The organism is Cypionkella aquatica, assembly GCF_030161095.1.
In the GTDB taxonomy this organism is placed as follows: Bacteria; Pseudomonadota; Alphaproteobacteria; order Rhodobacterales; family Rhodobacteraceae; genus Cypionkella; species Cypionkella aquatica.
Genome location: NZ_BSPP01000004.1, coordinates 203,784 through 229,382, shown reverse-complemented (window position 1 = coordinate 229,382; position 25,599 = coordinate 203,784). Strand labels below are relative to the sequence as shown.

Here is a 25,599-nt window from a genome sequence, read left to right as displayed (position 1 = left end):
ATGCGCGCCCTGATCGCCGCCCTGATGCTGCTGGCATCGCCCGCCCTCGCCGATCCGGTGACGATCACCGACATGCGCGGTCCGCAAACTTTTGCCAGCCCGCCACAGAAAATCGCAGCGCTGGACTGGTCGGTGACCGAAGCGCTTCTGGATCTTGGCCTGACCCCCGCTGGCGTCGCCGAACCCGCCGCTTATGCCGATTGGGTGGTCAACCCACCCCTGCCGCCCGGCGCGGTCGATCTGGGTCTGCGCGCCGAGCCCAACCTCGAAGCCCTTGCTGCCCTGCATCCTGATGTGATCATCACCGCCGATATTGACCCGGCCTTGGTGCCGGTGCTGGAACAGATCGCCCCGGTGGTGGTGTTTCAGGCGTTTGACGCCAATCAAGACAACGCAGCGGCGGCACAGCAGATATTCTTAAGCCTTGGCACGCTGACAGGCACGCGCGCCTTGGCCGAACAAAAGCTGGCCGCGCAAGAGGCCACCCTTGATGCCATCGCCAAGCGCTTGGCTGAACACTTTGGTGCGGCCCTGCCAAAGGTCACCAGCATCCGGCTGAACGACGCGACCTCGGCCTATGTCAACGGCAGCAATTCGATGCCGGAATATGTGCTGAAACGGCTTGGGTTCAGCAATGAGTTGCCGCAGCCGAACAGCCGTTGGGGGATTACCTTGGTCAAAGCCCAAGACCTCGCTGCCGCAAAAACCGGGATCGTGCTGACGATCGGCCCGGATATGGGCGGCGTTGGGCTGCGGCAAACCCCGATCTGGGCCTTTCTGCCGTTTGTCAAAGCCGGACGCCTTGCCGATGTCGCCCCGGTCTGGAGCTATGGCGGCGCTTTGTCGATCACCCGCCTTGCCCAAGGCTTTGAGGCGGCGCTTTTGACCATTCCCGTCGCAGCGCTTGCGCAATGAAACCGGCGCTAATCGCAGCAATGGCGTTGCTTGCGCTGGCCCTTGTGGCGCTGCATCTGCGGCTGGACAGTGATCTGCCGCTGATGCGGATGGCGCAGTTGCTCGCTGGGGCAGAGCCTGCCGAATTTGCCGATGCTTTGTTTGTGCAGGGTGCGTTGCCGCGTTTGGCGATGGCCGCATTGGTCGGCGGCGCTTTGGGGCTTGCGGGCAGTCTGCTGCAACAACTGACGCAAAATGCGCTGGTCTCGCCGATGACGATGGGGGTGTCTTCGGGCGCTTGGCTGGCGTTGGTGCTGGCCGCGATCTTTGCGCCCGAGATGGCGCGCTCGGAGTGGTTGGCCTTGGGTGGCGCTGCCGTTGCGGCCGCGCTGGTGCTGAGCGTCACTGGCGCGCGTGGGTTGGTCGGGATGCAAGCGCCCTTGGCGGGCATGGCGGTGAACCTGCTGTTCGGGTCACTGGCTGCGACCGCAATGCTGCTGGCGAACCCCTATACCGAGCATCTGTTCCTGTGGGGCGCGGGCGATCTGACGCAGACGAGTTGGGATCCGGCGCTGTGGCTGCTGCCGCGGCTGTTGCCCGGCGTGGTAATTGCGGCGCTGCTGATCCGGCCCCTAAGCCTGCTGCGTCTGGGGGCGCAGGCGGCAGGCGGGCGTGGCATGGTGTTGTGGCCGGTTGCTGCGGCTGCGGCGCTGGCCGCGTTGCATCTGGCCGCAGTTTCCGTGACGGCGGTGGGGATGATCGGCTTTATCGGCCTTGTCGCACCTAATCTGGCGCGGCTTCTGGGCGCCCGGCGGGCGGGGGCAGAGCTTGCCAGCGCGGCGCTGCTGGGGGCGGTTTGCCTGATCGGTGCGGATGTGCTGGCGCTGCTGCTGTCGAAATTCGTGGCCAATATCGTGCCGACCGGGGCCACCGCTGCATTGACCGGGGCGGTCGCGCTGATCTGGCTGCTGAAGCGCAAATTGGGGGCCGAGGATCACGCGACCCATTCCCTGCCCGCAGGTGCGGCGCGGGTCGGCCCTCTGCGCGGGCTGGTGTTGATGGTAAGTGTCTTGGCGCTGGTGTTTGCGGCGCTGTTCATCGGCGTTACCGAAAGCGGTTGGGCCATCAGCTTTCACGACCCGCTGGTGCTGTCGCTGCGCTGGCCGCGCGTTCTGGCCAGCGCTTGTGCGGGGGCGAGCATGGCGCTCGCCGGCACAATTCTGCAACGGCTGATCCGCAACCCTCTGGCCAGCCCAGATATTCTGGGCATGTCGGCAGGGGCGGTTGCGGCCTTGGTGGGTGTGGCTTTGCTGACGGGCGGCTCCATTCACGCCGCCCGCCTGCCGGTGGCTTTGGCGGGTTGTGGGGGGGCTTTGGCGCTGCTGTTGTGGTTCGGGCGCAGACATTCCCACGCCCCGGCGGCGCTGGCGTTGATCGGCATTGCGCTGGGTGCGGGTCTGGATGCCGTGGTGCGGGTGTCGATGGCAGGCGGCACGTCCGAGACATTCGCGATCCTTGGCTGGATGAGCGGATCGACCTACCGCATCGACGCAAGCCGCGCTCTGGGTCTGCTCGGCTGTTTGGCGGTGGGCTTGGCGCTGGCGGCAGCGGCCGTGCGGCCCCTGACGCTGCTGGGGGCGGGCGACGGCCTTGCGATGGGGCGCGGGCTGGCGCTGGCCCCGGCGCGGCGCGGGTTGATGGTGCTGGCGGCGGGTCTGACGGCGGCGGTGACGGCGTTTATGGGGCCGGTCAGTTTCGTGGGGTTGGTCGGCCCGCATCTGGCGGTGCTGCTGGGCGCGCGGCGGATGCAGGATCAACTGATCGTCGCACCCGTGGCCGGGGCGGCTTTGATGCTGCTGTCAGATTGGCTGGGCCGCACCCTGCTGTATCCGACGCAACTGCCCGCCGGATCAGTCGCGGCAATTCTGGGTGGCAGCTATTTCCTGCTGCTGCTGGCGCGGCGCAAAGCCTAGGGGCGCAAAGTCTAGCGGCGCAAGCAAAAGGCCGGGCGCTTGACCCGGCCTTTCACCTATCCCAAAGCCTGCGCCTTAGCGCGCAAGGATCGCTTCGACAATCCGATCCGCCGAGGCTTCTGCCGACAGATCCGAGGTGTTCACCACAATCTCAGCCGTCTCGGGGGCCTCATAAGGGCTGTCGATGCCGGTGAAGTTCTTCAGCTGACCCGCGCGCGCCTTCTTATACAGCCCCTTCACATCGCGGCTTTCGGCGACGGCCAAGGGCGTATCGACGTAAACCTCGATGAACTCGCCGCCCGCCATCAGATCGCGCACCATGCGGCGTTCGGACCGGAATGGCGAGATGAACGCCGTCAGCACGATCAGGCCCGCATCGGTCATCAGCTTGGCCACTTCACCCACCCGGCGGATGTTTTCCACCCGGTCGGCGTCCGTAAAGCCCAGATCGCGGTTCAGTCCGTGGCGCACGTTATCGCCGTCCAGCAGGAACGTGTGCTTGCCCAAAGCATGCAGCTTTTTCTCAACCAGATTGGCAATGGTGGATTTGCCCGATCCCGAAAGCCCGGTGAACCAGACCACCGCAGGCTTTTGCGTTTTCAACGCCGCATGCGCGTCACGGTCGACATCAACGGCCTGCCAATGGATATTCTGGCTGCGGCGCAGCGCGAAATGGATCATCCCGGCGGCGACCGTGGCATTGGTCATTCGGTCGATCAGGATGAACCCACCCAAGTCGGGGTTCACAGCATAGGCTTCAAACGGGATCGCGCGGTCAATCGACAGATTGCAGACGCCGATCGCATTCAGCGCCAGCGTGCGCGACGCCAGATGCTCCAACGTGTTGATGTTCACCTCATACTTCGGCTCTGTCACCGTGGCCGTCACAGTTTGGGTGCCGATCTTGAGCAGATACGGGCGGCCCGGCAACATCGGCTGCTCGTCCATCCACACAACGGTCGCTTCAAACTGATCGGCGACCTCGCAGGGCTCATCCGCCTTGACGATCACATCGCCCCGCGAGCAATCGACCTCATCAGCAAAGGTCAGCGTCACTGATTGGCCAGCAATCGCCTGATCCAATGCGCCATCATAGGTAACGATGGATTTGACCGTCGTGGTCTTGCCCGAAGGCAGCACCCGGATCGCATCGCCGGGTTTCACAACCCCCGCGCCGATCTGCCCGGCAAAGCCGCGGAAATCGAGGTTCGGGCGGTTGACCCATTGCACCGCCATGCGGAACGGCACATCCAGCATGCGGGCATCATTCACGGGCGCCGTTTCCAGATGCTCCATCAGCGTCTGGCCAGTATACCACGGCATCTGGGTGGAGCGGGTGATCATATTCTCACCCTTCAGCCCGGAAATCGGGATCGGCAGGAAAGCCTGCATCCCGATCTGCTTGGCGAAGTGGCTGTAATCCTTGACGATCTCATCAAAACGAGCTTGGCTGTAGTCAACCAGATCCATCTTGTTGACCGCCAGCACGACGTTCTTGATGCCCAAAAGCTGCACCAGATAGCTATGCCGCCGTGTCTGCGTCAGCACCCCTTGGCGCGCATCAATCAGGATCACCGCAAGGTCAGCGGTCGAAGCCCCGGTGACCATGTTGCGGGTATATTGCTCATGCCCCGGCGTGTCGGCCACGATGAACTTGCGCTTGTCGGTGGCGAAAAAACGGTAGGCCACGTCGATGGTGATGCCTTGCTCGCGTTCAGCGGCCAGACCATCCACCAGCAGGGCAAAATCAATGTCCTGCCCTTGGGTGCCCGAGGTTTTGCTGTCATGCTCCAGCGAGGCCAACTGATCTTCAAAGATCATCTTGCTGTCATACAGCAAGCGCCCGATCAGTGTCGATTTCCCGTCATCAACCGAACCGCAGGTGATAAACCGCAGCATGGTCTTGTGCTGGTGCTTCACCAGATAGGCGTCGATGTCGTCGGCGATCAACTGATCGGTGACATAGATGGGGTCCACAGGGGTGTTTACGGCAACGGTCATTTAGAAATACCCCTCTTGCTTTTTCTTCTCCATCGACGCGGCCTGATCGTGGTCGATGGCGCGGCCCTGACGTTCTGAAGTGGTGGTCAGCAGCATTTCCTGAATGACTTCCGGCAGCGTTTTCGCCTCGGATTCCACAGCCCCCGTCAACGGATAGCACCCAAGGGTGCGGAAGCGCACGGACTTCATCTCTGGCACCTCGCCGGGGTTCAGGCGGAAGCGGTCGTCATCCACCATGATCAGCATGCCACCCCGTTCGACCACCGGGCGCTTTTCGCTGAAATACAGCGGCACAATCTCGATGCCCTCAAGGTGGATATACTGCCAGATATCCAGTTCGGTCCAATTGCTGATCGGAAACGCCCGGATGCTTTCGGATTTGGATTTGCGGGTGTTATACAGCTTCCACAACTCTGGCCGCTGGTTCTTCGGATCCCAACGATGATTGGCCGAGCGGAACGAGAATACCCGTTCTTTCGCCCGCGACTTTTCCTCATCGCGGCGCGCACCACCGAAAGCCACGTCGAAATTATACTTGGTCAGCGCCTGTTTCAGGCCCTCGGTCTTCCACATATCGGTGTGCAAACCGCCATGGTCGAACGGGTTGATGCCCTTTTCCACCGCTTCGGGGTTCTGATACACGATCAGTTCCATCCCGGCGTCTTTGGCGGCTTTCTCGCGCAGTTTATACATCTCGCGGAATTTCCACGTTGTATCGACATGCAGCAACGGGAACGGCGGCGGCGCGGGGTAGAAGGCTTTCTTCGCCAGATGCAGCATGGTGGCTGAATCCTTGCCGACCGAATACAGCATCACAGGGTTTTCGGCATTGGCCACCACTTCGCGCATGATGTGGATGCTTTCAGCCTCAAGCCGCTGCAAATGCGTCAATGTGCTGGCGGAAAGGCCCTGTGCGGCGGTGCTGCTGGTCATGATCGGCGTCCTTCAAGCTTTGGCTGGCGCTATGTGGCAATATTTCATTGCCCGCACCAGCGGGGCAAAGCCGAGTTTGCTGTAAAATACAAGAAATTTTGCCCGGATTGCGGCCCCTTGGCGGCGTTTGCGTGTTTTGCGGCGGCGCGGGCGTTGATTTGGTTCTGCCAATGGGGGCAGCGCTGGAACCGCTTTCTTTTCTAGCGTTTATTCTCGATCCGGTCGCGCAAGATGCTGAATGGCAACAAAGCATTGGGGGCAAGCCGCGCCAATGCATGCGCCGGGATCGGCGCGGCAGGCTTCAGTGGGATTGCCAGCGCATCCGCTGGGGTGCCGCTGGCCCAATCGGCAAGTTCGCGCCCCATCGCAGTCGACAGCGCAATGCCGCGCCCGTTACAGGCAAACCCGGCCAACAGTCCGGGGGCAAGCTTGACCACGCGCGGCAGGAAATCCGGCATCACCGAGGCCATGCCCGACCATTGAAATTGCAGCGGTGGCAAGTCTGGCAGATCGAGCATCTGCGCCAAGCGGCGATGAATGGCACGGGGCAGGCGGCGGTCGGCTCCCCACGGCACAATCGGCATGCCGCCACTGATCAACCGATTTGCGGCATCAAAGCGAAAGGTGAACAGATTGCGGCGGCTGTCCGACAGGCTTTGATTGCCGGGCAGCAAACGATTGCGCACGGCGTCGGGCAAGGGCTGGGTCGCAACCTGAAACACCCGCAGCGGAAAGAAACTGCGCGCAAGCCCCGGCCACAAACCGCCCGCATAAGCGTTGGTCGCCAGCACGACTTGCCGCGCTTTGATCTGGCCCTGCGGTGTGCTGGCCAACCACTCTGCGCCGACCTGCTGCAAGGCGGTGACCGGGCTCGCCTCGTGCAAGACCGCCCCTGCCGCTGTCGCCGCCCGCGCCAGACCCCGCGCATAACCCACAGGGTTGATCACTCCGCCCGAACGGTCGATCCAGCCGCCGCGCCAACCGCTGCGATCTGGCGCAACGCCAGTCATCGCGGCAATCCCGGCGGCATCCAGAACCTGCACCGGGCGCTGCAAAGCCGACCATTGCCGCACGCGGTCTTTTGCTTTGGCAAAGGCCGCATCGGAATGTGAAGGCTGCAACCACCCCGATTGCTGCGCATCGCAAGTGATCTGATGGCGGCGGATCAGATCGAACACAAGATCGCCACTGCCTGCCGCCATATTGATCAGCGGCTCGGCCCTTGGCCCCAGCATCCCCCGGATGCCATCGGGATCAACCTTGGCAAAGTTAGGCACCACAAAGCCCGCATTGCGCCCCGACGCGCCCCAAGCGATGCGATGGGCTTCCAGCAGCACCACGGATTGACCCGCCTCGGCCGCGTGCAAGGCGGTCGACAGTCCGGCAAAACCGCCACCGATCACCAAGAGATCTGTCTCAACCGCACCTTTCAGCGCCGGGAAGGGCTGCAAGGCTGCCGCTGTCGCATGCCAAAGCGTGGCGGGATCTGCGCTCACTTCTTGCGCCCCGCGCCGAAAAACCCTTGCGGACGCCACAGCAAAATCAGGCATAGCATCACCCCGATGGCGACGATCTGCAGCGACGCCGCCCGCGCTTGCAGATCGCTTGGCACAATCGCGGCGGTGAAAGACCCCGAGCCGACCCAGATCGCCCAGACCACAATCGCCCCCAAGATCGCACCCCGGTTCGACCCCGACCCGCCGACCATCAGCATCGCCCAAACCTGAAACGTCAGCGTCGGCAGATAGTTGTCGGGCGCGATAAAGCCGATGAAATGCGCCTGCACCGCCCCCGCCAGCCCCATCACCGCCCCGCCGACGGCAAAGGCTTGAATCCGATAGGATTGCGCGCTTTTGCCCAAAGCGGTGGCGGCGCGTTCATCTTCACGCAAGGCCCGCAACACCCGGCCCCACGGGCTGCGCGACAACCGCTCCAGCGCCAGATAGGTCGCCAGCACCACGCTTGCGATCACCGCCAGATTGGCGAAGTTGAAGGCAACCGCATGTTCCTGCAAAGACGCAAAAGGCCGAGGAATAAATGCCACCCCAAACGGCCCGCCCGTCAGCCCCTGCGCATTCAGCGCCACCAACTGCACCACCACGGCCACGCCAAAGGTTGTGATCGCCAGATAATCCGATTTAAGCCGCAGGGTCGCATAACCCGTAAACGCCGCCGCGAGCGCCGTGATGCAGGCCGCTGCCAGCCAGCCCGCCAAAATCGGCCAGCCAAAGCCGCCAACCCGATCTGCCGCATCCGGCGTCGTCAGAATGGCCGAGCTATAGGCCCCAATCGCCACAAACCCCGCAATGCCGACGTTGAACAGCCCGGTCAGGCCCCATTGCAGGTTCAGCCCCAAAGCGATCAGCCCGAAAATCAGCGCAGTCGAGGTGAAAAACGCGCCATACCCCAGAAGATCAATCATCGCTCTGCCACTCCGAATAGGCCCATCGGGCGCACCAACAGCACCGCCATCAGGATCACGAACGCCACCGCCGCCCGCCATTCTGCACCGACGAATTGCACCGCAGCAGCCTCGGATAGCCCAATGATCAGCCCGCCCAAGACCGCGCCGGGCACCGATCCGATGCCACCCAAAATCGCCGCCGCAAAGATCGGCAGCAGCAGGTCCAGCCCCATCAACGGCCTGATCTGCACCAAAACCCCCACCATTACGCCCGAAGCACAGGCAAGGGCCGCCCCGATGATCCAGGTCGCGCGCACCACCTTGTCAACGTCGATCCCCACCACCCGCGCCAGCGCCGGGTTCTGGCTATAGGCCCGCATCTCGCGCCCGCGCTGACTGCGCTGCATGAACAAGTGCATCCCCACCACCAGCGCCAAAGTCAGCAGCAACAAAGCCACCTGATCGGCCGTCACCCTGATGCCAAATCCCACCGGCTGCGCAATCTGAATGGCGCGCGAGAAATAGGTGGGGCGCGAGGTGAACATGAACTCCAGCAGACTGCGCAGCGCCATCGACGCGCCAAACGACGCCATCACCACAATGATCGACTGCCCGCGCGCCCGCAGCCTTGCGAACAGCAGCCAGTCCAACGTCAAAGCCAGCAGTGCCGTCAGCCCCATCGCCACCACCATCGCCAGCAACAACGGCCAGCCGAACGACAAGGGTGCCATCGGAAGACTGCCGCCAATCGCCCCCACCACGGCCAGCGCCGCATAAGCGCCCCAAGCCATGAAATCGCCATGCGCAAAGTTGGAAAACCGCAGGATCGAGTAGGTCAGCGTCACCCCAATCGCACCCAGTCCGATCATCGAGCCTGCGATCAGACCATCCAGCAGAAATTGCAGGTTCATGATGCCTCCTTGCGGTGACCGAGATACAACTCGGCGATCAAAGGGTTGTCCCACAGGGTTTTGGCGGGGCCCTCGTGCGCCTCGCGGCCCTCGACCAGCACATAAGCGCGGTCGCCAATGGCCAACGCGGCCCGCGCGTTCTGCTCCACCAGCACAATCGTCAATCCTGCCTGCCGGATCGCCGACAGCTGCGCGAACACCTGCTCGACCAGTTTTGGCGACAGGCCCGCCGAGGGTTCATCCAGCATCAACACCCGGGGCCGCACGATCAGCGCCCGCGCCACCGCCAGCATCTGCCGCTGCCCGCCCGACAAGCTGCCTGCCATCAAAGCGCGCTGGCGGGCAAGGTCTGGAAACGTGTCAAACATCTCGGCAATGCGCGGCGCGACCTCTGGCCGTGGCAGAATACCGCCCGCGACATGCAGGTTTTCTTCGACGGTCATCAGCGGAAAAATGTTCTCGGTCTGCGGCACAAACGCCAGACCTTGACGGATTTTCAGATGCGCAGGCACCATTGTGATATCGCGGCCATCCAGCAGAACCTGACCGCCTGAAATCGGCACCAGCCCGGCGATAGCCTTGATAAAGCTGGATTTCCCCGCGCCATTCGGGCCAAGGATAACCACAATCTCGGCTTCGGCTGCGTGCATTGACGCGCCTTTGACGATGGATAGCCCCGGCTCGTATCCCGCAACCAAAGCACTGACCTGCAAAATGCTCATGCGCCGCTGCCCCCCAGATATGCTTCAATCACCCGAGGCTCGCGCGCCACTTCATCCGGGCGGCCCTGAAACAGCAGCGCACCTTGCGCCATCACGACGATGCGGCTGCACAGCCGCGACACCATGTCGATGTTATGCTCGATCAGCACAAAGGTGACGCCGCTTGCGTTGATCTCTTGGATCCGCGCGATCAGCACCTCTAGCAAAGCCGGGTTCACCCCCGCCGCAGGTTCGTCCAGCAAGATCACCTTGGGGTCGGCCATCATCACGCGGGCCAATTCCAACAGCTTGCGTTGCCCGCCCGACAGCACCCGCGCAGGCTCATCCGCCAAGCGCCGCAGTGCCACCAGATCCAGCAATCCCAATGCCTTTTCCTTGGCCGCCGCTTCTTCCGCTGCAATCCGGCGTGGCGCGGTGAAATTCGCCCAAAGCCGCTCACCCGTCTGCGCCTGCCGCGCGATCAGCATGTTTTCCAGCAAAGTCAGCTCAGGAAACGGACGCGGAATTTGAAACGTCCGCGCCATGCCACCCGCCAGACGCTTGTGCGCAGGCTCTCCGGTAATATCGCGGCCCATCAGCCGGATCGTGCCTGCGCTTACGCCAACCGATCCTGCCAGCAGGTCAAACATCGTGGTCTTGCCCGCGCCATTCGGCCCGATCAGTCCCAGAATCTCGCCCTTGCCGACCGACAGCGACATGCCATTCACCGCCGCCACGCCGCCAAAGCGTTTGGTCAACCCCTGCGCCTCTAGAACTGTCTCAGCCGCCATGGTGCCTCTGATGTTTGATCTGTGATCACACTTGATTTGATCACAGTAGAAGCGTCTAATTCTGAAAAGCAAGTGATTCGTCACCGGAGGGAATCAGGGTGGAAACAGCTGTCGGATTGGCCCCGGTTGGCCGCGATACGGTGCAAGACCGGGTCTATCAGGAACTGCGCCGGGCGTTGATCGGCGGGCTGTTCGCGCCGGGGCAGGTGCTGACGATCCGCCAGTTGGCCGATGCCTTGGCGACCTCAACCATGCCGGTGCGCGACGCGCTTGGCCGCCTGATCACCGAACAGGCGCTCGAAGCTATGCCAAACCGCACCATCCGCGTCCCGCCCATCACGCTTGAACGCATCGAAGACCTGCTGCGCACCCGCGTGCTGCTGGAGGGTGAGGCGATGAGCCTTGCAGCAAGCCGGATGACGCCGCAGCTTTTGGCGACCATTGGGGTGATCATGGCCGAATGGGAAGAAATGCGCCAAGGGGGCGATCCCGCGGCGGTGGACCGCGAAGTCACGTTAAACCACGCTTTCCATTTTGAGATTTACCGCGCCTGCGGCTCGACCGTTCTGATCCCGATGATCGAAAGCCTGTGGTTGCAATCCGGCCCGCTGACCCGCGCCGCGATCTATGCCTTTTCCGAAGCCGGAGCGCAGGATGCCGCGCGGTTTCACAACGATATTCTGTCGGCACTGCACCGGGGCGATGGCGCTGCCGCCCGCGCCGCCTTGGTCGCCGACATCAGCCGTCCCTTCGCCTATCTGCGCGACAAACTGCAACAAGAGGAAGCCGCATGAGCCTGCTGATCACCTGCCCCAGCGCCGATCTTTCGGTGAAAGCCGAATTTCTGGATGCCAAAGCCCCGGAAAACATCGCCTTTCTGCGCGCTTACCTCGCCACGCCTCGCCACGTCCCCGGCCTGCATGCAATGTGGACTGGCCCCGAGATTTCCTGCCCGATCCCGCCGCCTCATTTGGCAGGGGCCGCCTACGCCCAACCCCTGCCACCCGAAAATGCCACGCTGAACCCGCAGCCGGGCGATATTGTGCTGGCCTATATCCCGGCACGGGTCTGGGGTGGCAATCCCGATCCGATCTTTGACATCGGCCTGTTCTACGGCCCCGGCGCGCGGATGCTGTTCCCGATCGGCTGGCACGCGGGGTCCGTTATCGCCCAAGTGCGCCCCGAAGACCGCGCATCCCTCGCCGACGCCTGCAACCGCATCCGTCGCAGCGGCGCTTGCGAGATCACTTTCGCATTGGAGCCATGATGGACGATAGCTTTGAACTCTACGATCTGCGGGTCGAAATCGTAGCCCCCGAGGGTGCCAAGATCTACTGCGGCACCGTCGGCGATTGGTTCGAGTTGCGCGGCGAACAGTTGCACCTGCCGCCGGGCCAAAGTTTCTCGATCTATTCGCTGTCGGCCATCATGCCGCTGCTGCCCGCCAAACAGCGCCAGACCCACCCGCATGATTGGATGACCTCTGACGCCGAAATCGCCTGCCCCGATCCGCATTGCCCCTCGCGGTTCCGCATCTCCCGCATCGGCAAACGCAGCTTCAGCCATGCCGACACCACCGCCGTGCCCCTGCCATCGGAGGAAGAATGACCGTTTCCCGCATCACCCTGCGCCCCGGCCACGAAATTTCCCGCGTGATCCGGGGCGGCTGGCAATTGGCAGGCGGCCACGGCCCCGTCGATGCCGCCGCCCAGATCGAGGATATGATCGCCTTTGCCGAGGCCGGTATCACCACGTTTGATTGCGCCGACATCTATACCGGCGTTGAAGAGCTGATCGGCCAATTCCGCACAGAATACGCCAACCGCTTTGGCGCGGATGCTTTGGCGCGTATGAAAGTGCACACAAAACTGGTGCCCGACCTGTCCCGCCTCGCCACTGTGGATCGCTCCTATATCCGGGGCATCGTGGAGACCTCGCTGAAACGCCTGCAGACCGAGCGTCTTGATCTGGTGCAGTTTCACTGGTGGGATTACACCGTGCCGCGCTATCTTGACGCGATCGGCTGGCTGAACGAGCTTCGGCTTGAAGGCAAAGTTGCGCATGTCGGCGGCACCAATTTTGACACCGCAACCAGCTTGGAAATCATCAACTCCGGCGTGCCTTTGGTGTCGATGCAGGTGCAATACAGCCTGATTGATCTGCGCGCCGAACGGCTTTTGGCGAAAGCCGCCAGCGCAAACGATATGTCGATCCTGTGTTATGGCACCGTTGCGGGCGGCTTCTTGGGCGATCCTTGGCTGGGGCAAGCAGAGCCGCAGCACCCGCTGGAAAACCGTTCCCTGACCAAATACAAGCTGATCATTGACGATTTCGGCGGCTGGGATCTGTTCCAGAGCCTGCTGCAAACCCTGCGCCGCATCGCCGACAGGCACGGGTCAGATATCGCCACAGTCGCCAGTGCGGCGATGCTGAACCGCCCCGCCGTCGCCGCCGTGATCGTTGGCGCGCGCAACCGCAGCCATTTGGCGCGCAACGTGGCGATTTCAGAACTGACGCTGACGCCGCAAGATCTGGCCGAGATTGCCGCCGTGCAAGCCCAAGGCCAGATCCCCGAAGGCGACACCTACACGCTGGAACGTGACCGCCACGGTCGCCACGGCAATATCATCAAATACAACCTCAACGCCGCAAGTTAAGGCGCGAAACAGCCGCCGGGCAGGCCCAGCCCGGCGGAAATAAAACAAGGGTAACAATCCCAACTTCGCAACAGAGAGACACAAAATGAAAAAAACACTCCTCGCCACCGTCGCAGCCTTGGCGCTGCTGCCCGCCGCCGCCCAAGCCTGCGACATCACCATCGGCCTTGTGCTTGAACTGACCGGCGAGGCAGGTGCCTACGGTCAAGCCGGTGCTAAATCTGTGGAAATGGCGTTCCGCGATCTGAACGACGCAGGCGGCGTTGCGGGCTGTATGCTGAAAACCGATACCCGCGACAGCCAGACCCAAGCCAATGTCGCGGTTGATGCCGCCACGCAACTGGTGCAGGTCGCCAAAGTGCCCGCAATCATCGGCGGCATCATCAGCCCGATGTCTATCCCGATCCTCACCTCGGTCACGGGCCCGGCAAAGGTTCTGCAAGTCTCGCCCGCATCCTCTTCTCCGACCCTGACCGCGCTGGGCCGCGAAGGCAAAACCAACGGTGTGTTCTTCCGCACCATCACCTCGGATGCACTGCAAGGTGTGGCTGCGGCGAAATTCGCCATCGACAACGGCATGAAGAAAATCGTGATCATTCATCAGAACAACGATTTCGGCGTCAATCTGGTCAAGGAATTCAGCGACCCCTACACCGCTTTGGGCGGCACCGTGGTGTCCGTCACGCCCTATAACGCCAAGCAATCCAGCTATGCGTCCGAAGTCACCGCCGCGATGGCGGGCGAGCCGGATGCGCTGTATCTGATCTCTGATCCGATTGATGGCGCGACCATCGCACGCACTTGGGTGTCGCAGGGCGGGGTGCAGAAATTCCTGCTGAACGATGGCATGAACAGCGAAGATTTCATCGCAGCGGTCGGCAAAGAGTATCTTGGCAACGCGTTTGGCACCTCTTCGGGCACCAATCCCACCGCCTCGACCGAGTATTTCAACGCCAATTACAATGCGTTTTCGGGTCTTGATCCGGCAGCGCCCGCCGCCGACCGCAGCTATGACGCGGGCGCTTTGGTGGGCCTTGCCGTGGCCATCGCAGGCGGCCCCGACGCCGCCAAACTGCCCGAGGCTTTGCGCAAAGCCGTCGATCCGGCGGGCGAGGTGATCCACGCGGGCAAGGACGAGTTTGCCAAGGCGCTGAAGTTGATCGCCGAAGGCAAAGCGATCCGCTACGAAGGCGTCATCGGCCCGGTCAACTTTGACCAATACGGCGATATCGCAGGGCCGTTCCGGCTGTGGCAGATCGTTGACGGCGTGGTGACAACCGTGGGTGAAATGTCGACCACCGATGTCGAAACCGTCAAGGCGCAGGTCAAGTAACCTCTAAACGACACCTTCAGGCCCGGTCGCAGTTTTGCTTTGCGACCGGGCTTTTTCATGCGTAAAAAACAACATGATGTGGTGTGATTTCACAAAACCACACCCTATAGAAAATTGTCCCAGCTGGGACAGATTAAACCGCCATTGTCGCCGCCACAGCACGGCTCCAGCGGGCGTATTTCTGATCCCGTGTGGTGGCATCCATCTGCGGCGCAAAGCGATGTTGCAGCGCCCATGATTTCTGGAAATCCGCAGGCTTCGGGCAAATCCCGGCCTTCAGCCCGGCCAGATAAGCCGCGCCCAAGGCGGTGGTTTCGGTGATCACTGGACGATCCACCGGGGCGCCCAGAATGTCAGACAAAAACTGCATGGCCCAGTCGGATGCCGTCATCCCGCCATCGACCCGCAACACGCCCTCTGCGGCCACGCCCCAATCGGCGCGCATCGCCTCTAGCAGATCGCGGGTCTGATAGCCGACGCTTTCCAAGGCGGCTTTCGCCAGCTCGGCAGGCCCCGAATTGCGGTTCAGCCCATAGATCGCCCCCCGGCAATCAGGCCGCCAATAGGGCGCACCAAGCCCGGTGAAAGCCGGCACAAGGATCACGTCTTGGGCAGGGTCGGCGGCTTCGGCAAGGGGCTGGGTTTCCTTGGCGTCGCGGATGATCTTAAGACCGTCGCGCAGCCATTGCACCACCGCACCCGCGATAAAGATCGAGCCCTCCAGCGCATAGGTCGGCTTGCCGTCCAACTGATAGGCGATGGTGGTCAGCAAGCGGTTCTTCGACGGCACCATCTTGTCGCCGGTGTTCAGCAAGGCAAAGCATCCGGTGCCATAGGTGGATTTCATCATGCCGGGATCAAAGCATGCTTGGCCAACCGTGGCGGCCTGTTGATCGCCTGCAACGCCTAGGATCGGGATTTCGTGGCCGAACAGATCAGCACGGGTCAGGCCGAAATCAGCCGAGCTGTCGCGGACCTCGGGCAGCAATTGCATCGGGATGTCCAGCAGGGCGCAGATATCGGCATCCCAGCGTCCTTCGGCGATGTTGTAAAGAAGGGTGCGGGCGGCGTTGGTGGCATCGGTGGCATGGGTGCGCCCACCGGTCAGTTGCCAGATGAGGTAGGTATCGACGGTCCCAAACGCGAGTTCTCCGGCGCTTGCGCGGGCGCGGGCATTGGGGATGGTATCCAGCAGCCATTTCAGTTTGGTGCCCGAGAAGTAGGGGTCGAGCAGCAGCCCGGTTTTCGCGGTGATCATCGGCTCGTGCCCTGCCTCTTTCAGGGCGGTGCAGGTGTCAGCGGTGCGGCGATCTTGCCAGACGATGGCGTTGTGCAGGGGATGGCCGGTGGCGCGGTCCCACAGCAGGGTGGTCTCGCGTTGGTTGGTGATGCCGATGGCGGCGATGTCACGGGCAGGGATGCCGGATTTCTCAATGGCAGCGCGGGTCGTGGCGGCGACCGTGGACCACAGGTCTGCCGGGTCATGTTCAACCCAGCCGGGCTGGGGGTAGTGCTGGGGGAATTCCTGTTGGGCAGAGGAGATCACTTTCAGGCCCGCATCAAACAGAATCGCGCGGGACGAGGTGGTGCCTTGGTCGATGGCGAGGATGTGGGTCATGTGGCCTCCGGGGTGGTGTGGTCCTAACGCGGGACTTTTTGGTATATCAGCGGGTTGGGGTGGTGGATTTAGGGATTTTCTAAGTTCTGAGCAGGTTTAGGCTGGATTGCAGGCGAGCGTAGAGCAGGTTTGGTTTGGAGGGAAATGGCGTTTTGTCTTGCCAGATTTGGCCGCAGACAAATCTGGCCGCGCCTGCCTGCCCGTGGCAGGCGCGTTTCCGCGCCAGCCAAGTCAGGCGCGGCCAGATTATTGCGCGACGGTTTGCGGGACAACACCCCTCGCTCAACGGCGTTCCGCCTTATGAGCAACGAACCCCAAAACTCTGCGCCGCAGAGTTTTCTTTCGGTTCGAAGGCCACTGCCCACCCACCATAGCAAAAGGGCGAGGCTTGCACCCCGCCCCCTTTTGTCAGCCAGTCAGATCACTTCTGCCCAGCTTACTTCTGCCAAGACTTGATCAGCTCGTCATAGGCAATCGTCTCACCCTGCGGCTTCTCATTCTCCAGCTTGGCCACAGGCGCGCCCGGTGCATCCAGCCAGACTTGCGCGTCTTGCTCGTCGTTCAGCTTCGGGCCGATGTCGCCTTGGACGCCAGCTTTCTCAAGCCGTCCCAGCACTTTTTCCTGCTCGGCGCACAAAGCATCCAGCGCTTCCTGCGGGGTTTTCTCACCCGACATGGCGTCGCCGATGTTCTGCCACCACAGCTGCGCCATCTTCGGATAATCCGGGATGTTGGTGCCGGTGGGCGACCATGCAACGCGGGCTGGCGAGCGGTAGAATTCGATCAGGCCACCCAACTTGGGCGCGCGATCGGTGAAGTGCTGGCTGTCGATGGTCGATTGACGGGTAAAAGTCAGGCCGACATCCGACTTTTTCATATCGACGGTTTTCGAGGTGACGAACTGCGCATAAAGCCAAGCCGCCTGCGCGCGGTCCAGCGGCGTCGATTTCATCAACGTCCACGAGCCCACGTCCTGATAGCCAACCTTGGTGCCTTCCGACCAGTACGCGCCATGCGGGCTGGGGGCCATGCGCCATTTCGGCGTGCCGTCATCGTTCATCACCGGCAGACCGGGTTTCACCATATCGGCGGTGAAAGCGGTGTACCAGAACATCTGCTGGGCGATCTGGCCTTGCGCCGGAACCGGGCCAGCTTCGCCAAACACCATGCCTGCGGCTTCGGGTGGCGAGTATTTCTGCAACCAGTCAATCGCTTTGGTCACAGCATAGACAGCCGCTGCGTCGTTGGTCGCACCACCACGGGCCACGCAAGAACCGACAGGACGCGAGTTTTCGTCAACGCGCACGCCCCATTCGTCAACCGGCAGACCGTTCGGCTCGCCCTTGTCGCCCATCCCGGCCATCGACATCCACGCGTCGGTGTAGCGCCAGCCAAGCGACGGGTCTTTCTTGCCGTAATCCATGTTGCCATAGACTTTGTCCGGCCCGCCCGCATAGGTCATGTCGCGGCCAGTGAAGAATTCGGCGATGTCCTCATAGGCCGACCAGTTGATCGGAACGCCCAGATCATAGCCATATTTGGCTTTGAAATCGTCCTTGGTTTTCTGATCGTTGAACCAGTCGTAGCGGAACCAGTAAAGGTTGGCGAACTGCTGGTCGGGCAACTGATACAGCTGACCATCCGGCGCGGTGGTGAACTTGGTGCCGATAAAGTCAGCCAGATCGAGACCGGGGTTGGTCACGTCTTTGCCTTCGCCGGACATGAATTCGGTCAGGCTGCGGGCTTGTTTATAGCGCCAGTGGGTGCCGATCAGGTCCGAGTCGTTGATATAGGCGTCGTAGATATTTTCGCCCGACTGCATTTGGGTTTGCAGCTTTTCAACCACGTCGCCCTCGCCGATCAGGTCGTGGGTGACTTTGATGCCAGTCAGCGCTTCAAACGCCGGGGCCAGCACTTTGGATTCGTATTCGTGGGTGGTCAGGGTTTCCGAGGCAACCTTGATCTCCATACCAGCATAGGGCTTGGCAGCGGTTTCAAACCATTGCAGTTCGGCTTCCTGATCGGCGCGCGAAAGCACCGACAGATCGCCGATTTCCTTATCAAGGAACGCCTTTCCGGCTTCCATGTCGGCAAGCGCCGGCATGCCGTAGGCCATCAGCGCAAGCGCCATGGCGGTGGATGTTGTGCGCAGTCTCATTCGATTCCTCCCAGAATGTTGAGCGTCGTTATGGCCCGGCGGTTGGCCGCCGGGGTGGTTCGGCTGCCGTCAGACCCAGCGGAAGACCGCAAAGGCGTAGACGAGGCAGAGGATCAGCGCGACCGTCAGCGGGGCGCCGAAGAAGAACAGCCAGGCCAGATTGATGAAGGCCGAGCCGAGTAGGGTGATGAACAACCGGTCGCCGCGCGTCGTCTCAATGGTGAGGATGCCGCGACGGGGTGTTTCGGGATAGCGGATCGCCAGCAATGTGAAGGTGATCAGCAATGCCGCGATGATGTAGAAGAACAGCGCAACCGGGAAGGTCCATGCCATCCAGCCGCCGGGGATCATCGGGTCAAACCATTGAAAGCCTTCGTCATTGCGCGGGGTTGCCCAGATCAGGAAGCCAAGGAAGGCTGCCATGACGGCGGCGGTGGCGGCGAAGATGGTGTTCCAGCGTGAGGCGGTCATTTGTGATTTTCCTCTATGGTCGCCACAAAGTGATGCCCCTCACCAACGGACATGGTGAATTTTTGACCAACGCCACTGCGTTGAACATCAAGAAGAGATTTCCTACCCGCAGTACCCAGTTTTAGTGACGATTCGACAATCTCGTCGTAGTTTAGATGCAGACTGGCTAGTCTTTGCAAAAGCGCTTCAAGTTGCGCTTCGGTGATATGGCCAGACGGAATCATCTTGGAAAATAAAAGTTCTGATCCATCATAGCCATCAATCCGATACTTGAGTGATGCGGTCATATCAAACCCTCCCGAGGGCAAAGCCCTTGGCGATGTAGTTGCGCACGAAGTAGATCACGAGGGCTCCGGGGATGATGGTCAGCACCCCTGCGGCAGCAAGCACGCCCCAATCCATGCCGGATGCAGACACGGTGCGGGTCATGGTGGCGGCGATGGATTTGGCATCCACAGCCGTCAGGGTGCGGGACAAAAGCAGTTCCACCCAAGAGAACATAAAGCAGAAGAACGCGGCCACACCGATGCCCGATGCCACCAGCGGCATGAAGATGCGGATGAAAAAGCGCGGGAAGGAATAGCCGTCGATATAGGCGGTTTCGTCGATCTCTTTCGGCACGCCGCGCATGAAGCCTTCGAGGATCCACACCGCCAGCGGCACGTTGAACAAACAATGTGCCAGCGCCACGGCGATATGGGTGTCGAACAGGCCGATAGAGCTATAAAGCTGAAAGAACGGCAGCGCGAACACGGCGGGCGGCGACATCCGGTTGGTCAGCAACCAGAAGAACAGGTGTTTGTCACCCATGAAGCTGTAGCGGCTGAAGGCATAGGCGGCGGGCAGTGCCACGGTGATCGAGATCACAGTGTTCAGCACCACATAGATCATCGAATTGACATACCCCATATACCACGACGGATCGGTCAGGATGGTGATGTAATTGGCGAAGGTCAGGGTCTGCGGGTAGATCGAGAAGGTCGAGGTGATCTCGGTGTTGGTCTTCAGGCTCATGTTGACCAGCCAATAGATCGGGATCAGCAGGAACAAGAGATACAGCGTCATGGTGATCAGCGAGGCGCGGTTTTTCATTATTTCGTCTCCTGCGCGTCAAGCGTTGTCATCACGGTGTAGAACACCCAGCTCACCAACAGGATCACAAGGAAATACATGATCGAGAAGGCAGCGGCGGGGCCGAGGTCGAACTGGCCGACGGCCATTTTCACAAGGTCGATCGACAGGAAGGTGGTGGAGTTGCCGGGGCCGCCGCCGGTCAGCACGAACGGCTCGGTGTAGATCATAAAGCTGTCCATGAACCGCAACAGCACAGCGATCAGCAGCACGCCGGACATTTTCGGCAGCTCGATATAGCGGAACACGCTCCAGCGGCTGGCTTGGTCGATCTTGGCGGCTTGGTAGTAGGCTTGCGGGATCGACTGCAGGCCAGCGTAGCAGAGCAATGCGACCAGCGAGGTCCAGTGCCAGACATCCATCACGATGATGGTGATCCACGCATCCAAAGCGTCGTTGGTATAATTGTAGTCGATGCCAAGCGCGGCAAGGCTGTGGCCAAGCAGGCCGATGTCGATGCGGCAGAAGATTTGCCAGATCGTGCCCACCACGTTGAACGGGATCAGCAGCGGCAGCGCCATCAGCACAAGGCAGAAGCTGGCCCAGAAGCCTTTTTTCGGCATGTTCAGGGCGACGAAAATCCCCAAAGGCACCTCGATGGCAAGGATGATGCCCGAGAACAGCACCTGCCGCCCCAAAGCTGCGTGCATCCGGTCCGAGGCGATCATTTCTTCAAACCAGCCAAGACCGTTCCAGAAGAAATCGTTCGAGCCAAACGTGTCATTCACCGAATAGTTCACCACCGTCATCAGCGGGATCACGGCGGAAAACGCCACAAGGATCAGCACTGGCAGGATCAGGAACCACGCCTTGTTGTTCTGGGTCTTGTCCATCAGACGGCCCCCCCTTGCACGCGCCAGTCGTCGGCGTAGACGTTGATCCGGTTTGGCTCGAAGCGGACGCGGGTTTGATCGGCGGCAATCGGGCTGCCTTCAGGCGCGATGACGTTGAAAGCTTGGCCCCCGACCTCGCCGCGAATGATGCGGTGACGGCCCACGTCCTCGATGCGGCGGACTGTGATCGGCAGGCCTTCGGTGGCGGACAATTCGCAGTATTCGGGGCGGATGCCGATTTGCGTGCGGCCCTTGATCGGGGCGTAGGCGGCACCCAAGGGCACCTCAGCCCCCAGCACTTGTGCGACATTACCTGTAACGCTGGCATCCAGCAGGTTCATGCCGGGTGATCCGATGAAATAGCCGACGAAAGTATGCGCGGGGGCCTCGAACAATTCTTCTGGCGTGCCCATTTGCACGACGCGCCCATCATACATCACCACAACTTTGTCGGCGAAGGTCAGGGCCTCGGTCTGGTCATGCGTCACATAGATCATCGTGTGGCCGAAATCGCGGTGCAGTTGTTTCAGTTGCGTGCGCAGTTCCCACTTCATATGCGGGTCGATCACGGTCAGGGGTTCGTCAAACAGGATGGCGTTGACGTCTTCGCGCACCATGCCACGGCCCAGACTGATCTTTTGCTTGGCATCGGCGGTCAGACCGCGCGCCTTGCGATCCAGTGTCGCCTCCATCCCGATGGTTTGGGCGATGGCTTGGACGCGGGCCTTGATATAAGCGGGGTCCATGCCCCGGTTGCGCAGGGGAAAGGCAAGGTTTTCGCGCACGGTCATGGTGTCGTAAACCACGGGAAACTGGAACACTTGCGCGATGTTACGCTCGGCGGTGGCGGCGTCGGTCACGTCGCGGTCGCCAAACAGCACGCGGCCTTGGCTGGGGCGCAGCAGGCCCGAGATGATGTTCAAAAGCGTGGTCTTGCCACAGCCGGACGAGCCGAGCAGCGCATAAGCGCCACCATCCTGCCAGACGTGATCCATCTGTTTCAGCGCGAAATCAGCATCGCTGGTGGGGGTAGCGCTGTAGCTGTGCGCAAGGTTTTTGAGGGTAATTTGCGCCATTATGCAGCCACCGCGTAAGAGGCGGATTGCGCCAAGCGCCCGTCGCCATCAAAGACATAGATATGGGCGGGGTCGAGCCAGAGGCTGACCGCGTCGCCCGATTTCAAGGATTGCACGCCATGCACCAAGGCGACCCAGCGGTCTGGCCCGTGTTGCAGATGCAGGAAGCTTTCCGATCCGGTGATCTCAGACGCGATGGTGGTGCAGGGCAACTCAATCGCATCCGCGCTGGGCTTGTGCAGTTGCAAATGGTTCGGGCGGAAGCCTGCGGTATAGCTGCCATCGGGAAGATGCGCGAAGGCTGGCGCGTTCAGGCTAAGGGCCGCGCCGCGCTTGGTGAAGGGCAGGAAGTTCATCGGCGGATCGCTGAACACGCGCGCCGTGGTGGCATCGACCGGGTTGCGATAGACCTGCGGCGTCGGGCCAAATTGCGTCACGCGGCCTTGCCAAAGGGTTGCGGTGTTACCGCCCAGCAGCAAGGCTTCTTCGGGTTCGGTGGTAGCATAGACGAAAATCGCGCCAGATTTCTCGAAGATGCGCGGGATCTCGGCGCGCAACTCCTCGCGCAGTTTATAGTCGAGGTTGGCAAGCGGTTCATCCAGCAGCACAAGACCGGCTTCTTTCACCAAAGCGCGGGCAAGGGCGCAGCGCTGTTGCTGGCCACCCGAAAGCTCCAACGGTTTGCGTTGCAGCATCGGGGTGAGTTTCAGCATATCGGCCACTTCGCGCACGGCGCGGTCAATCTCGGCGGTGGATTTGCCGATCAGACGCAGCGGCGAGGCGATGTTGTCATACACGCTCATGCCGGGATAGTTGATGAATTGCTGGTAGACCATCGCCACCTTGCGGTCTTGCACGCGCATGCCGGTGACATCTTTGCCCTGCCAGAAAATCTTGCCCGTGGTCGGTTGATCAAGCCCCGCCATCAGCCGCATCAGGCTGGTCTTGCCCGATAAAGTTGGCCCCAGCAGCACGTTCATCGTGCCGTTTTCCAACGTCAGGCTGGTGGGCTGGATATAGCTTTGCCCCTTCACCACACGCGAGACGGATTGCAGTTCAATCGACATGTCTGTTCCTCATTCCGCCGCAGGGCTGATCGCCCTTTGGTTTAGCATAGCCGACATAAAGCCTGAAAGTTGTGCGATTTGCACATCATTCAGTCGCAGGCCGAGTTTTGTGCGCCGCCAGATGATGTCATTGGCTTCACGGGCGAATTCATGGGTGATCAGCCAGCGCACTTCGGCCTCGGTCAGGGTGGCGCCGAAGTCTTGGCCAAGGTCGGCTGCGGTTTTGGCCGTTCCAAGCAGGGTCGCGGCCTCGGCCCCATAGGCGCGGATCAGGCGGGCGGCCCAATATGGGGTCAGGAAAGGGTAGTTCTGAGCAAGGGTGGTGGTCAGTTTCGCCACATCATTATGCGGGAAATCGCCGCCGGGCAGCGGCGCGCGCGCGGTCCAAGCGGGTTTGGCATGGGCGAAGAATGGCGCGAGTTTGGCCAGCGCGGATTCGGCCAAGCGGCGGTGGGTGGTGATCTTGCCGCCGAACACGTTCAGCAAAGGCGCGCCGTTCTGATCCAGTGACAGCACATAATCGCGGGTGGCGGCGGTGGCGGATGATGCGCCATCGTTATACAGCGGGCGGACGCCGGAATAGCTCCAGACCACATCATCCACGGTGATGGGTTTGGCGAAATACTGGCTGGCGAAATTCAGCAGGTAGTCGCGTTCTTCCTCGGTGCATTGCGCGTTGCCGGGGGCGGATTGGTGATCTTTGTCGGTGGTGCCGATCAGGGTGAAATCCTGCTCATACGGGATAGCAAAGATGATGCGGCCATCGGTGCCTTGGAAGAAATAGCAGCGGTCGTGGTCATAAAGCTTGCGGGTGACGATATGGCTGCCGCGCACCAGCCGCACGCCCTCGGTCGAGTTGATGCGGGCGACGTTGCGGATCACCTCTTCCACCCAAGGACCACCAGCATTGACCAGCGCACGCGCGGTGTGGATGGTTTGGCCCTGCGCGTTTTCGGTTGTGACGTGCCACAGATCACCGTCGCGGGATGCGCTGACAACACGAGTGCGGGTGTTGATCGAAGCCCCACGTTGAGCGGCGTCACGGGCGTTCAGCGACACCAGTTTGGCGTCTTCGATCCAGCAATCGGAATATTCATAGGCATGCGCAAAGCGCTTTTGCAGGGGTGCGCCTGCAGGATCGGTTTTCAGATCCAGCGTGCGGGTGGCGGGCAGGATTTTGCGGCCACCGAGGGTGTCATACATGAACAGGCCCAACCGGATCAGCCAAGCCGGACGCCGCCCGCGCATCCACGGCATCAGGCGCGACATCAGCTTGCCCGTCGGGGTTTCGCCTTCAAACCGCATATCGGGGTGATAGGGCAGAACGAAGCGCATTGGCCAAGAGATATGGGGCATTGCCACCAGCAGGGTTTCGCGTTCGGCCAAAGCTTCGCGGACCAGACGGAACTCAAAATACTCCAGATACCGCAGCCCGCCATGAAACAGTTTGGTGCTGGCGGAAGAGGTTGCTTGCGCCAGATCACCCTGTTCGCACAGCGTTACGGACAGACCACGGCCCACCGCATCGCGTGCGATCCCGCAGCCATTGATGCCGCCACCGATGATGAAAAGGTCGACCGTTTCGGGCCGTTGCTGCGTGGTCAAGCTTAGGTCTCCTCCCTAGCGAGAACTAGGCTGAAGCAATCGCGCAGGGCGGTCAACTATTATTTTCGCTTTTGCGCGAATTGAAATAAAACGAACATTTGAGCCGTCCTGATGGCGCTAACGCCGTTGATTTCATGCGGAAATTCTGAAATTCGCGCAAATTCGCGCCGCGCTGCAGCGAAAGATTTCACCGCGCTGCGGCGTGTTTTCGGCCTTGATTGGCAGCGCCACTTGCCCGAAAGATGCCGCTGACCCAGCGTCACAAGCGCGAAAGGAAACCCCGTGGCCCTTAGCTTTCGGCAGAGTGAAATTGTCGAAATCGCGCGTGCCGATGGCCGTGTGGTGGTCGAGGATCTGGCGCAGCGTTTTGATGTGACCTTGCAGACCATTCGGCGCGATCTGACCGAATTGGCCGATTCGGGGCTGCTTGATCGGGTGCATGGCGGGGCGGTGCCGCGCATTGGCGTCAGCAATCTGGGCTATGAAGAACGCCGCAACATGCACGAGGCCGCGAAGGCCGCGATTGCCAAAGCCTGTGCGGCGGCGATCCCGGACAATTGCTCGATCATCATCAATCTTGGCACCACCACCGAAGCTGTCGCGCGCGAATTGCTGCATCACAGCAATATCACCGTGATCACAAATAACATGAACGTGGCCAACATCTTGGTCGCCAATCCCAGCTGCGAGATCATGGTGGCAGGCGGGGCTTTCCGGCGATCAGATGGCGGCTTGGTGGGAGAGCTGACCACCCAGTTCTTTGAGCAGTTCAAGGTCGATTATGCCATCATCGGGGCCTCGGCTTTGGACGCTGACGGCGATCTGCTGGACTATGATCTGGCCGAAGTTCGGGTGTCGAAAGCCATCATCCGGCAGGCGCGCAGCACCTATCTGGTCTGCGACCATTCCAAACTGGCGCGGGCGGCCCCGGCGCGGCTGGCGTCGCTGAGCGAGGTCAGCACCGTCTTCACCGACCGCCCTTTCCCTGCCGATCTGATGCAGCGGTGCGCCAATTGGGGCACTGTGGTGCATTGCAGTTAAG

The 25,599-nt window shown here is 61.3% G+C and carries 24 protein-coding genes; 8 read left to right on the top strand and 16 right to left on the bottom strand.

Going from position 1 to position 25,599, the window contains the following annotated elements:
• Together QQJ98_RS04700 and fhuB are read left to right on the top strand one after the other, a co-directional pair.
• Positions 1-915: an iron-siderophore ABC transporter substrate-binding protein gene (locus QQJ98_RS04700; protein ID WP_284324168.1), complete on the top strand. Its 915-nt coding sequence runs from the start codon at positions 1-3 to the stop codon at positions 913-915.
• Positions 912-2,867, top strand: coding sequence for a Fe(3+)-hydroxamate ABC transporter permease FhuB (gene fhuB, locus QQJ98_RS04695; RefSeq protein ID WP_284324167.1), 1,956 nt, complete (start codon positions 912-914; stop codon positions 2,865-2,867). The genes QQJ98_RS04700 and fhuB overlap by 4 nt, the downstream gene beginning before the upstream one ends.
• Before the next feature lie 75 nt (positions 2,868-2,942).
• On the opposite strand, the gene cysN is transcribed toward fhuB, so the two are convergent.
• The 7 genes from cysN to QQJ98_RS04660 all read right to left on the bottom strand — a co-directional run bounded on the left by cysN (position 2,943) and on the right by QQJ98_RS04660 (position 10,608).
• Positions 2,943-4,868, bottom strand: a complete 1,926-nt coding sequence (gene cysN / locus QQJ98_RS04690; protein ID WP_284324166.1) for a sulfate adenylyltransferase subunit CysN — start codon at positions 4,866-4,868, stop codon at positions 2,943-2,945.
• Positions 4,869-5,801, bottom strand: a complete 933-nt coding sequence (gene cysD, locus QQJ98_RS04685) for a sulfate adenylyltransferase subunit CysD (protein WP_284324165.1) — start codon at positions 5,799-5,801, stop codon at positions 4,869-4,871. It abuts the gene before it with no gap.
• A 200-nt stretch (positions 5,802-6,001) separates the two neighbouring features.
• Entirely contained in the window at positions 6,002-7,297 is a 1,296-nt protein-coding gene (locus QQJ98_RS04680) for an NAD(P)/FAD-dependent oxidoreductase (protein WP_284324164.1), read from the bottom strand.
• Entirely contained in the window at positions 7,294-8,223 is a 930-nt protein-coding gene (locus QQJ98_RS04675; RefSeq protein ID WP_284324163.1) for a branched-chain amino acid ABC transporter permease, read from the bottom strand. The genes QQJ98_RS04680 and QQJ98_RS04675 overlap by 4 nt, the downstream gene beginning before the upstream one ends.
• Positions 8,220-9,116, bottom strand: a complete 897-nt coding sequence (locus tag QQJ98_RS04670; protein WP_284324162.1) for a branched-chain amino acid ABC transporter permease — start codon at positions 9,114-9,116, stop codon at positions 8,220-8,222. The genes QQJ98_RS04675 and QQJ98_RS04670 overlap by 4 nt, the downstream gene beginning before the upstream one ends.
• Complete coding sequence (locus QQJ98_RS04665) at positions 9,113-9,838, bottom strand: ABC transporter ATP-binding protein (RefSeq protein ID WP_284324161.1); 726 nt, start codon at positions 9,836-9,838, stop codon at positions 9,113-9,115. Before QQJ98_RS04665 ends, QQJ98_RS04670 begins: the two co-directional genes overlap by 4 nt.
• Positions 9,835-10,608 (bottom strand): ABC transporter ATP-binding protein, encoded by a 774-nt coding sequence (locus QQJ98_RS04660; protein ID WP_284324160.1) that lies wholly within the window; start codon positions 10,606-10,608, stop codon positions 9,835-9,837. Before QQJ98_RS04660 ends, QQJ98_RS04665 begins: the two co-directional genes overlap by 4 nt.
• A gap of 98 nt (positions 10,609-10,706) precedes the next feature.
• Here QQJ98_RS04660 and QQJ98_RS04655 point away from each other — a divergent pair, with 98 nt between their 5' ends.
• The 5 genes from QQJ98_RS04655 (at position 10,707) to QQJ98_RS04635 (ending at position 14,598) form a co-directional block, all read left to right on the top strand.
• Complete coding sequence (locus QQJ98_RS04655; protein WP_284324159.1) at positions 10,707-11,402, top strand: GntR family transcriptional regulator; 696 nt, start codon at positions 10,707-10,709, stop codon at positions 11,400-11,402.
• Complete coding sequence (locus tag QQJ98_RS04650) at positions 11,399-11,875, top strand: DUF3830 family protein (RefSeq protein ID WP_284324158.1); 477 nt, start codon at positions 11,399-11,401, stop codon at positions 11,873-11,875. Before QQJ98_RS04655 ends, QQJ98_RS04650 begins: the two co-directional genes overlap by 4 nt.
• Entirely contained in the window at positions 11,875-12,216 is a 342-nt protein-coding gene (locus tag QQJ98_RS04645) for a TIGR04076 family protein (protein ID WP_284324157.1), read from the top strand. Before QQJ98_RS04650 ends, QQJ98_RS04645 begins: the two co-directional genes overlap by 1 nt.
• The gene (locus tag QQJ98_RS04640; protein ID WP_284324156.1) at positions 12,213-13,265 is read left to right on the top strand and encodes an aldo/keto reductase; all 1,053 of its coding nucleotides are present in this window, start codon (positions 12,213-12,215) and stop codon (positions 13,263-13,265) included. Before QQJ98_RS04645 ends, QQJ98_RS04640 begins: the two co-directional genes overlap by 4 nt.
• Positions 13,266-13,350: 85 nt before the next feature.
• Positions 13,351-14,598 (top strand): ABC transporter substrate-binding protein, encoded by a 1,248-nt coding sequence (locus QQJ98_RS04635; RefSeq protein WP_284324155.1) that lies wholly within the window; start codon positions 13,351-13,353, stop codon positions 14,596-14,598.
• Positions 14,599-14,731: 133 nt separating this feature from the next.
• Here the strand turns inward: QQJ98_RS04635 and glpK are convergent, their stop codons facing one another.
• From glpK to glpD, 9 genes are all read right to left on the bottom strand, one after another.
• Positions 14,732-16,216: a glycerol kinase GlpK gene (glpK, locus tag QQJ98_RS04630; RefSeq protein WP_284324154.1), complete on the bottom strand. Its 1,485-nt coding sequence runs from the start codon at positions 16,214-16,216 to the stop codon at positions 14,732-14,734.
• Positions 16,217-16,652: 436 nt separating this feature from the next.
• A complete protein-coding gene (locus QQJ98_RS04625) occupies positions 16,653-18,374 on the bottom strand; it encodes an ABC transporter substrate-binding protein (protein WP_284324153.1) in 1,722 nt (573 codons plus the stop codon).
• A gap of 69 nt (positions 18,375-18,443) precedes the next feature.
• Complete coding sequence (locus tag QQJ98_RS04620; protein ID WP_284324152.1) at positions 18,444-18,845, bottom strand: DUF2160 domain-containing protein; 402 nt, start codon at positions 18,843-18,845, stop codon at positions 18,444-18,446.
• Entirely contained in the window at positions 18,842-19,132 is a 291-nt protein-coding gene (locus tag QQJ98_RS04615; protein ID WP_284324151.1) for a hypothetical protein, read from the bottom strand. Before QQJ98_RS04615 ends, QQJ98_RS04620 begins: the two co-directional genes overlap by 4 nt.
• Before the next feature lies 1 nt (position 19,133).
• Complete coding sequence (locus QQJ98_RS04610) at positions 19,134-19,937, bottom strand: carbohydrate ABC transporter permease (protein ID WP_284324150.1); 804 nt, start codon at positions 19,935-19,937, stop codon at positions 19,134-19,136.
• Positions 19,937-20,809 (bottom strand): carbohydrate ABC transporter permease, encoded by an 873-nt coding sequence (locus tag QQJ98_RS04605; RefSeq protein ID WP_284324149.1) that lies wholly within the window; start codon positions 20,807-20,809, stop codon positions 19,937-19,939. The genes QQJ98_RS04610 and QQJ98_RS04605 overlap by 1 nt, the downstream gene beginning before the upstream one ends.
• Positions 20,809-21,885: an ABC transporter ATP-binding protein gene (locus QQJ98_RS04600; protein WP_284324148.1), complete on the bottom strand. Its 1,077-nt coding sequence runs from the start codon at positions 21,883-21,885 to the stop codon at positions 20,809-20,811. Before QQJ98_RS04600 ends, QQJ98_RS04605 begins: the two co-directional genes overlap by 1 nt.
• On the bottom strand, positions 21,885-22,952 hold the full coding sequence (locus QQJ98_RS04595; protein ID WP_284324147.1) for an ABC transporter ATP-binding protein: 1,068 nt from the start codon (positions 22,950-22,952) through the stop codon (positions 21,885-21,887). The genes QQJ98_RS04600 and QQJ98_RS04595 overlap by 1 nt, the downstream gene beginning before the upstream one ends.
• A 9-nt stretch (positions 22,953-22,961) precedes the next feature.
• Positions 22,962-24,557 carry a glycerol-3-phosphate dehydrogenase gene (gene glpD / locus QQJ98_RS04590; protein ID WP_284324146.1) on the bottom strand — a complete coding sequence of 532 codons (1,596 nt, stop codon included), beginning with the start codon at positions 24,555-24,557 and terminating at the stop codon, positions 22,962-22,964.
• Between the two features lie 282 nt (positions 24,558-24,839).
• On the opposite strand from glpD, the gene QQJ98_RS04585 reads away from it, so the two are divergent.
• On the top strand, positions 24,840-25,598 hold the full coding sequence (locus tag QQJ98_RS04585) for a DeoR/GlpR family DNA-binding transcription regulator (RefSeq protein WP_284324145.1): 759 nt from the start codon (positions 24,840-24,842) through the stop codon (positions 25,596-25,598).
• Position 25,599: the final 1 nt, after the last annotated feature.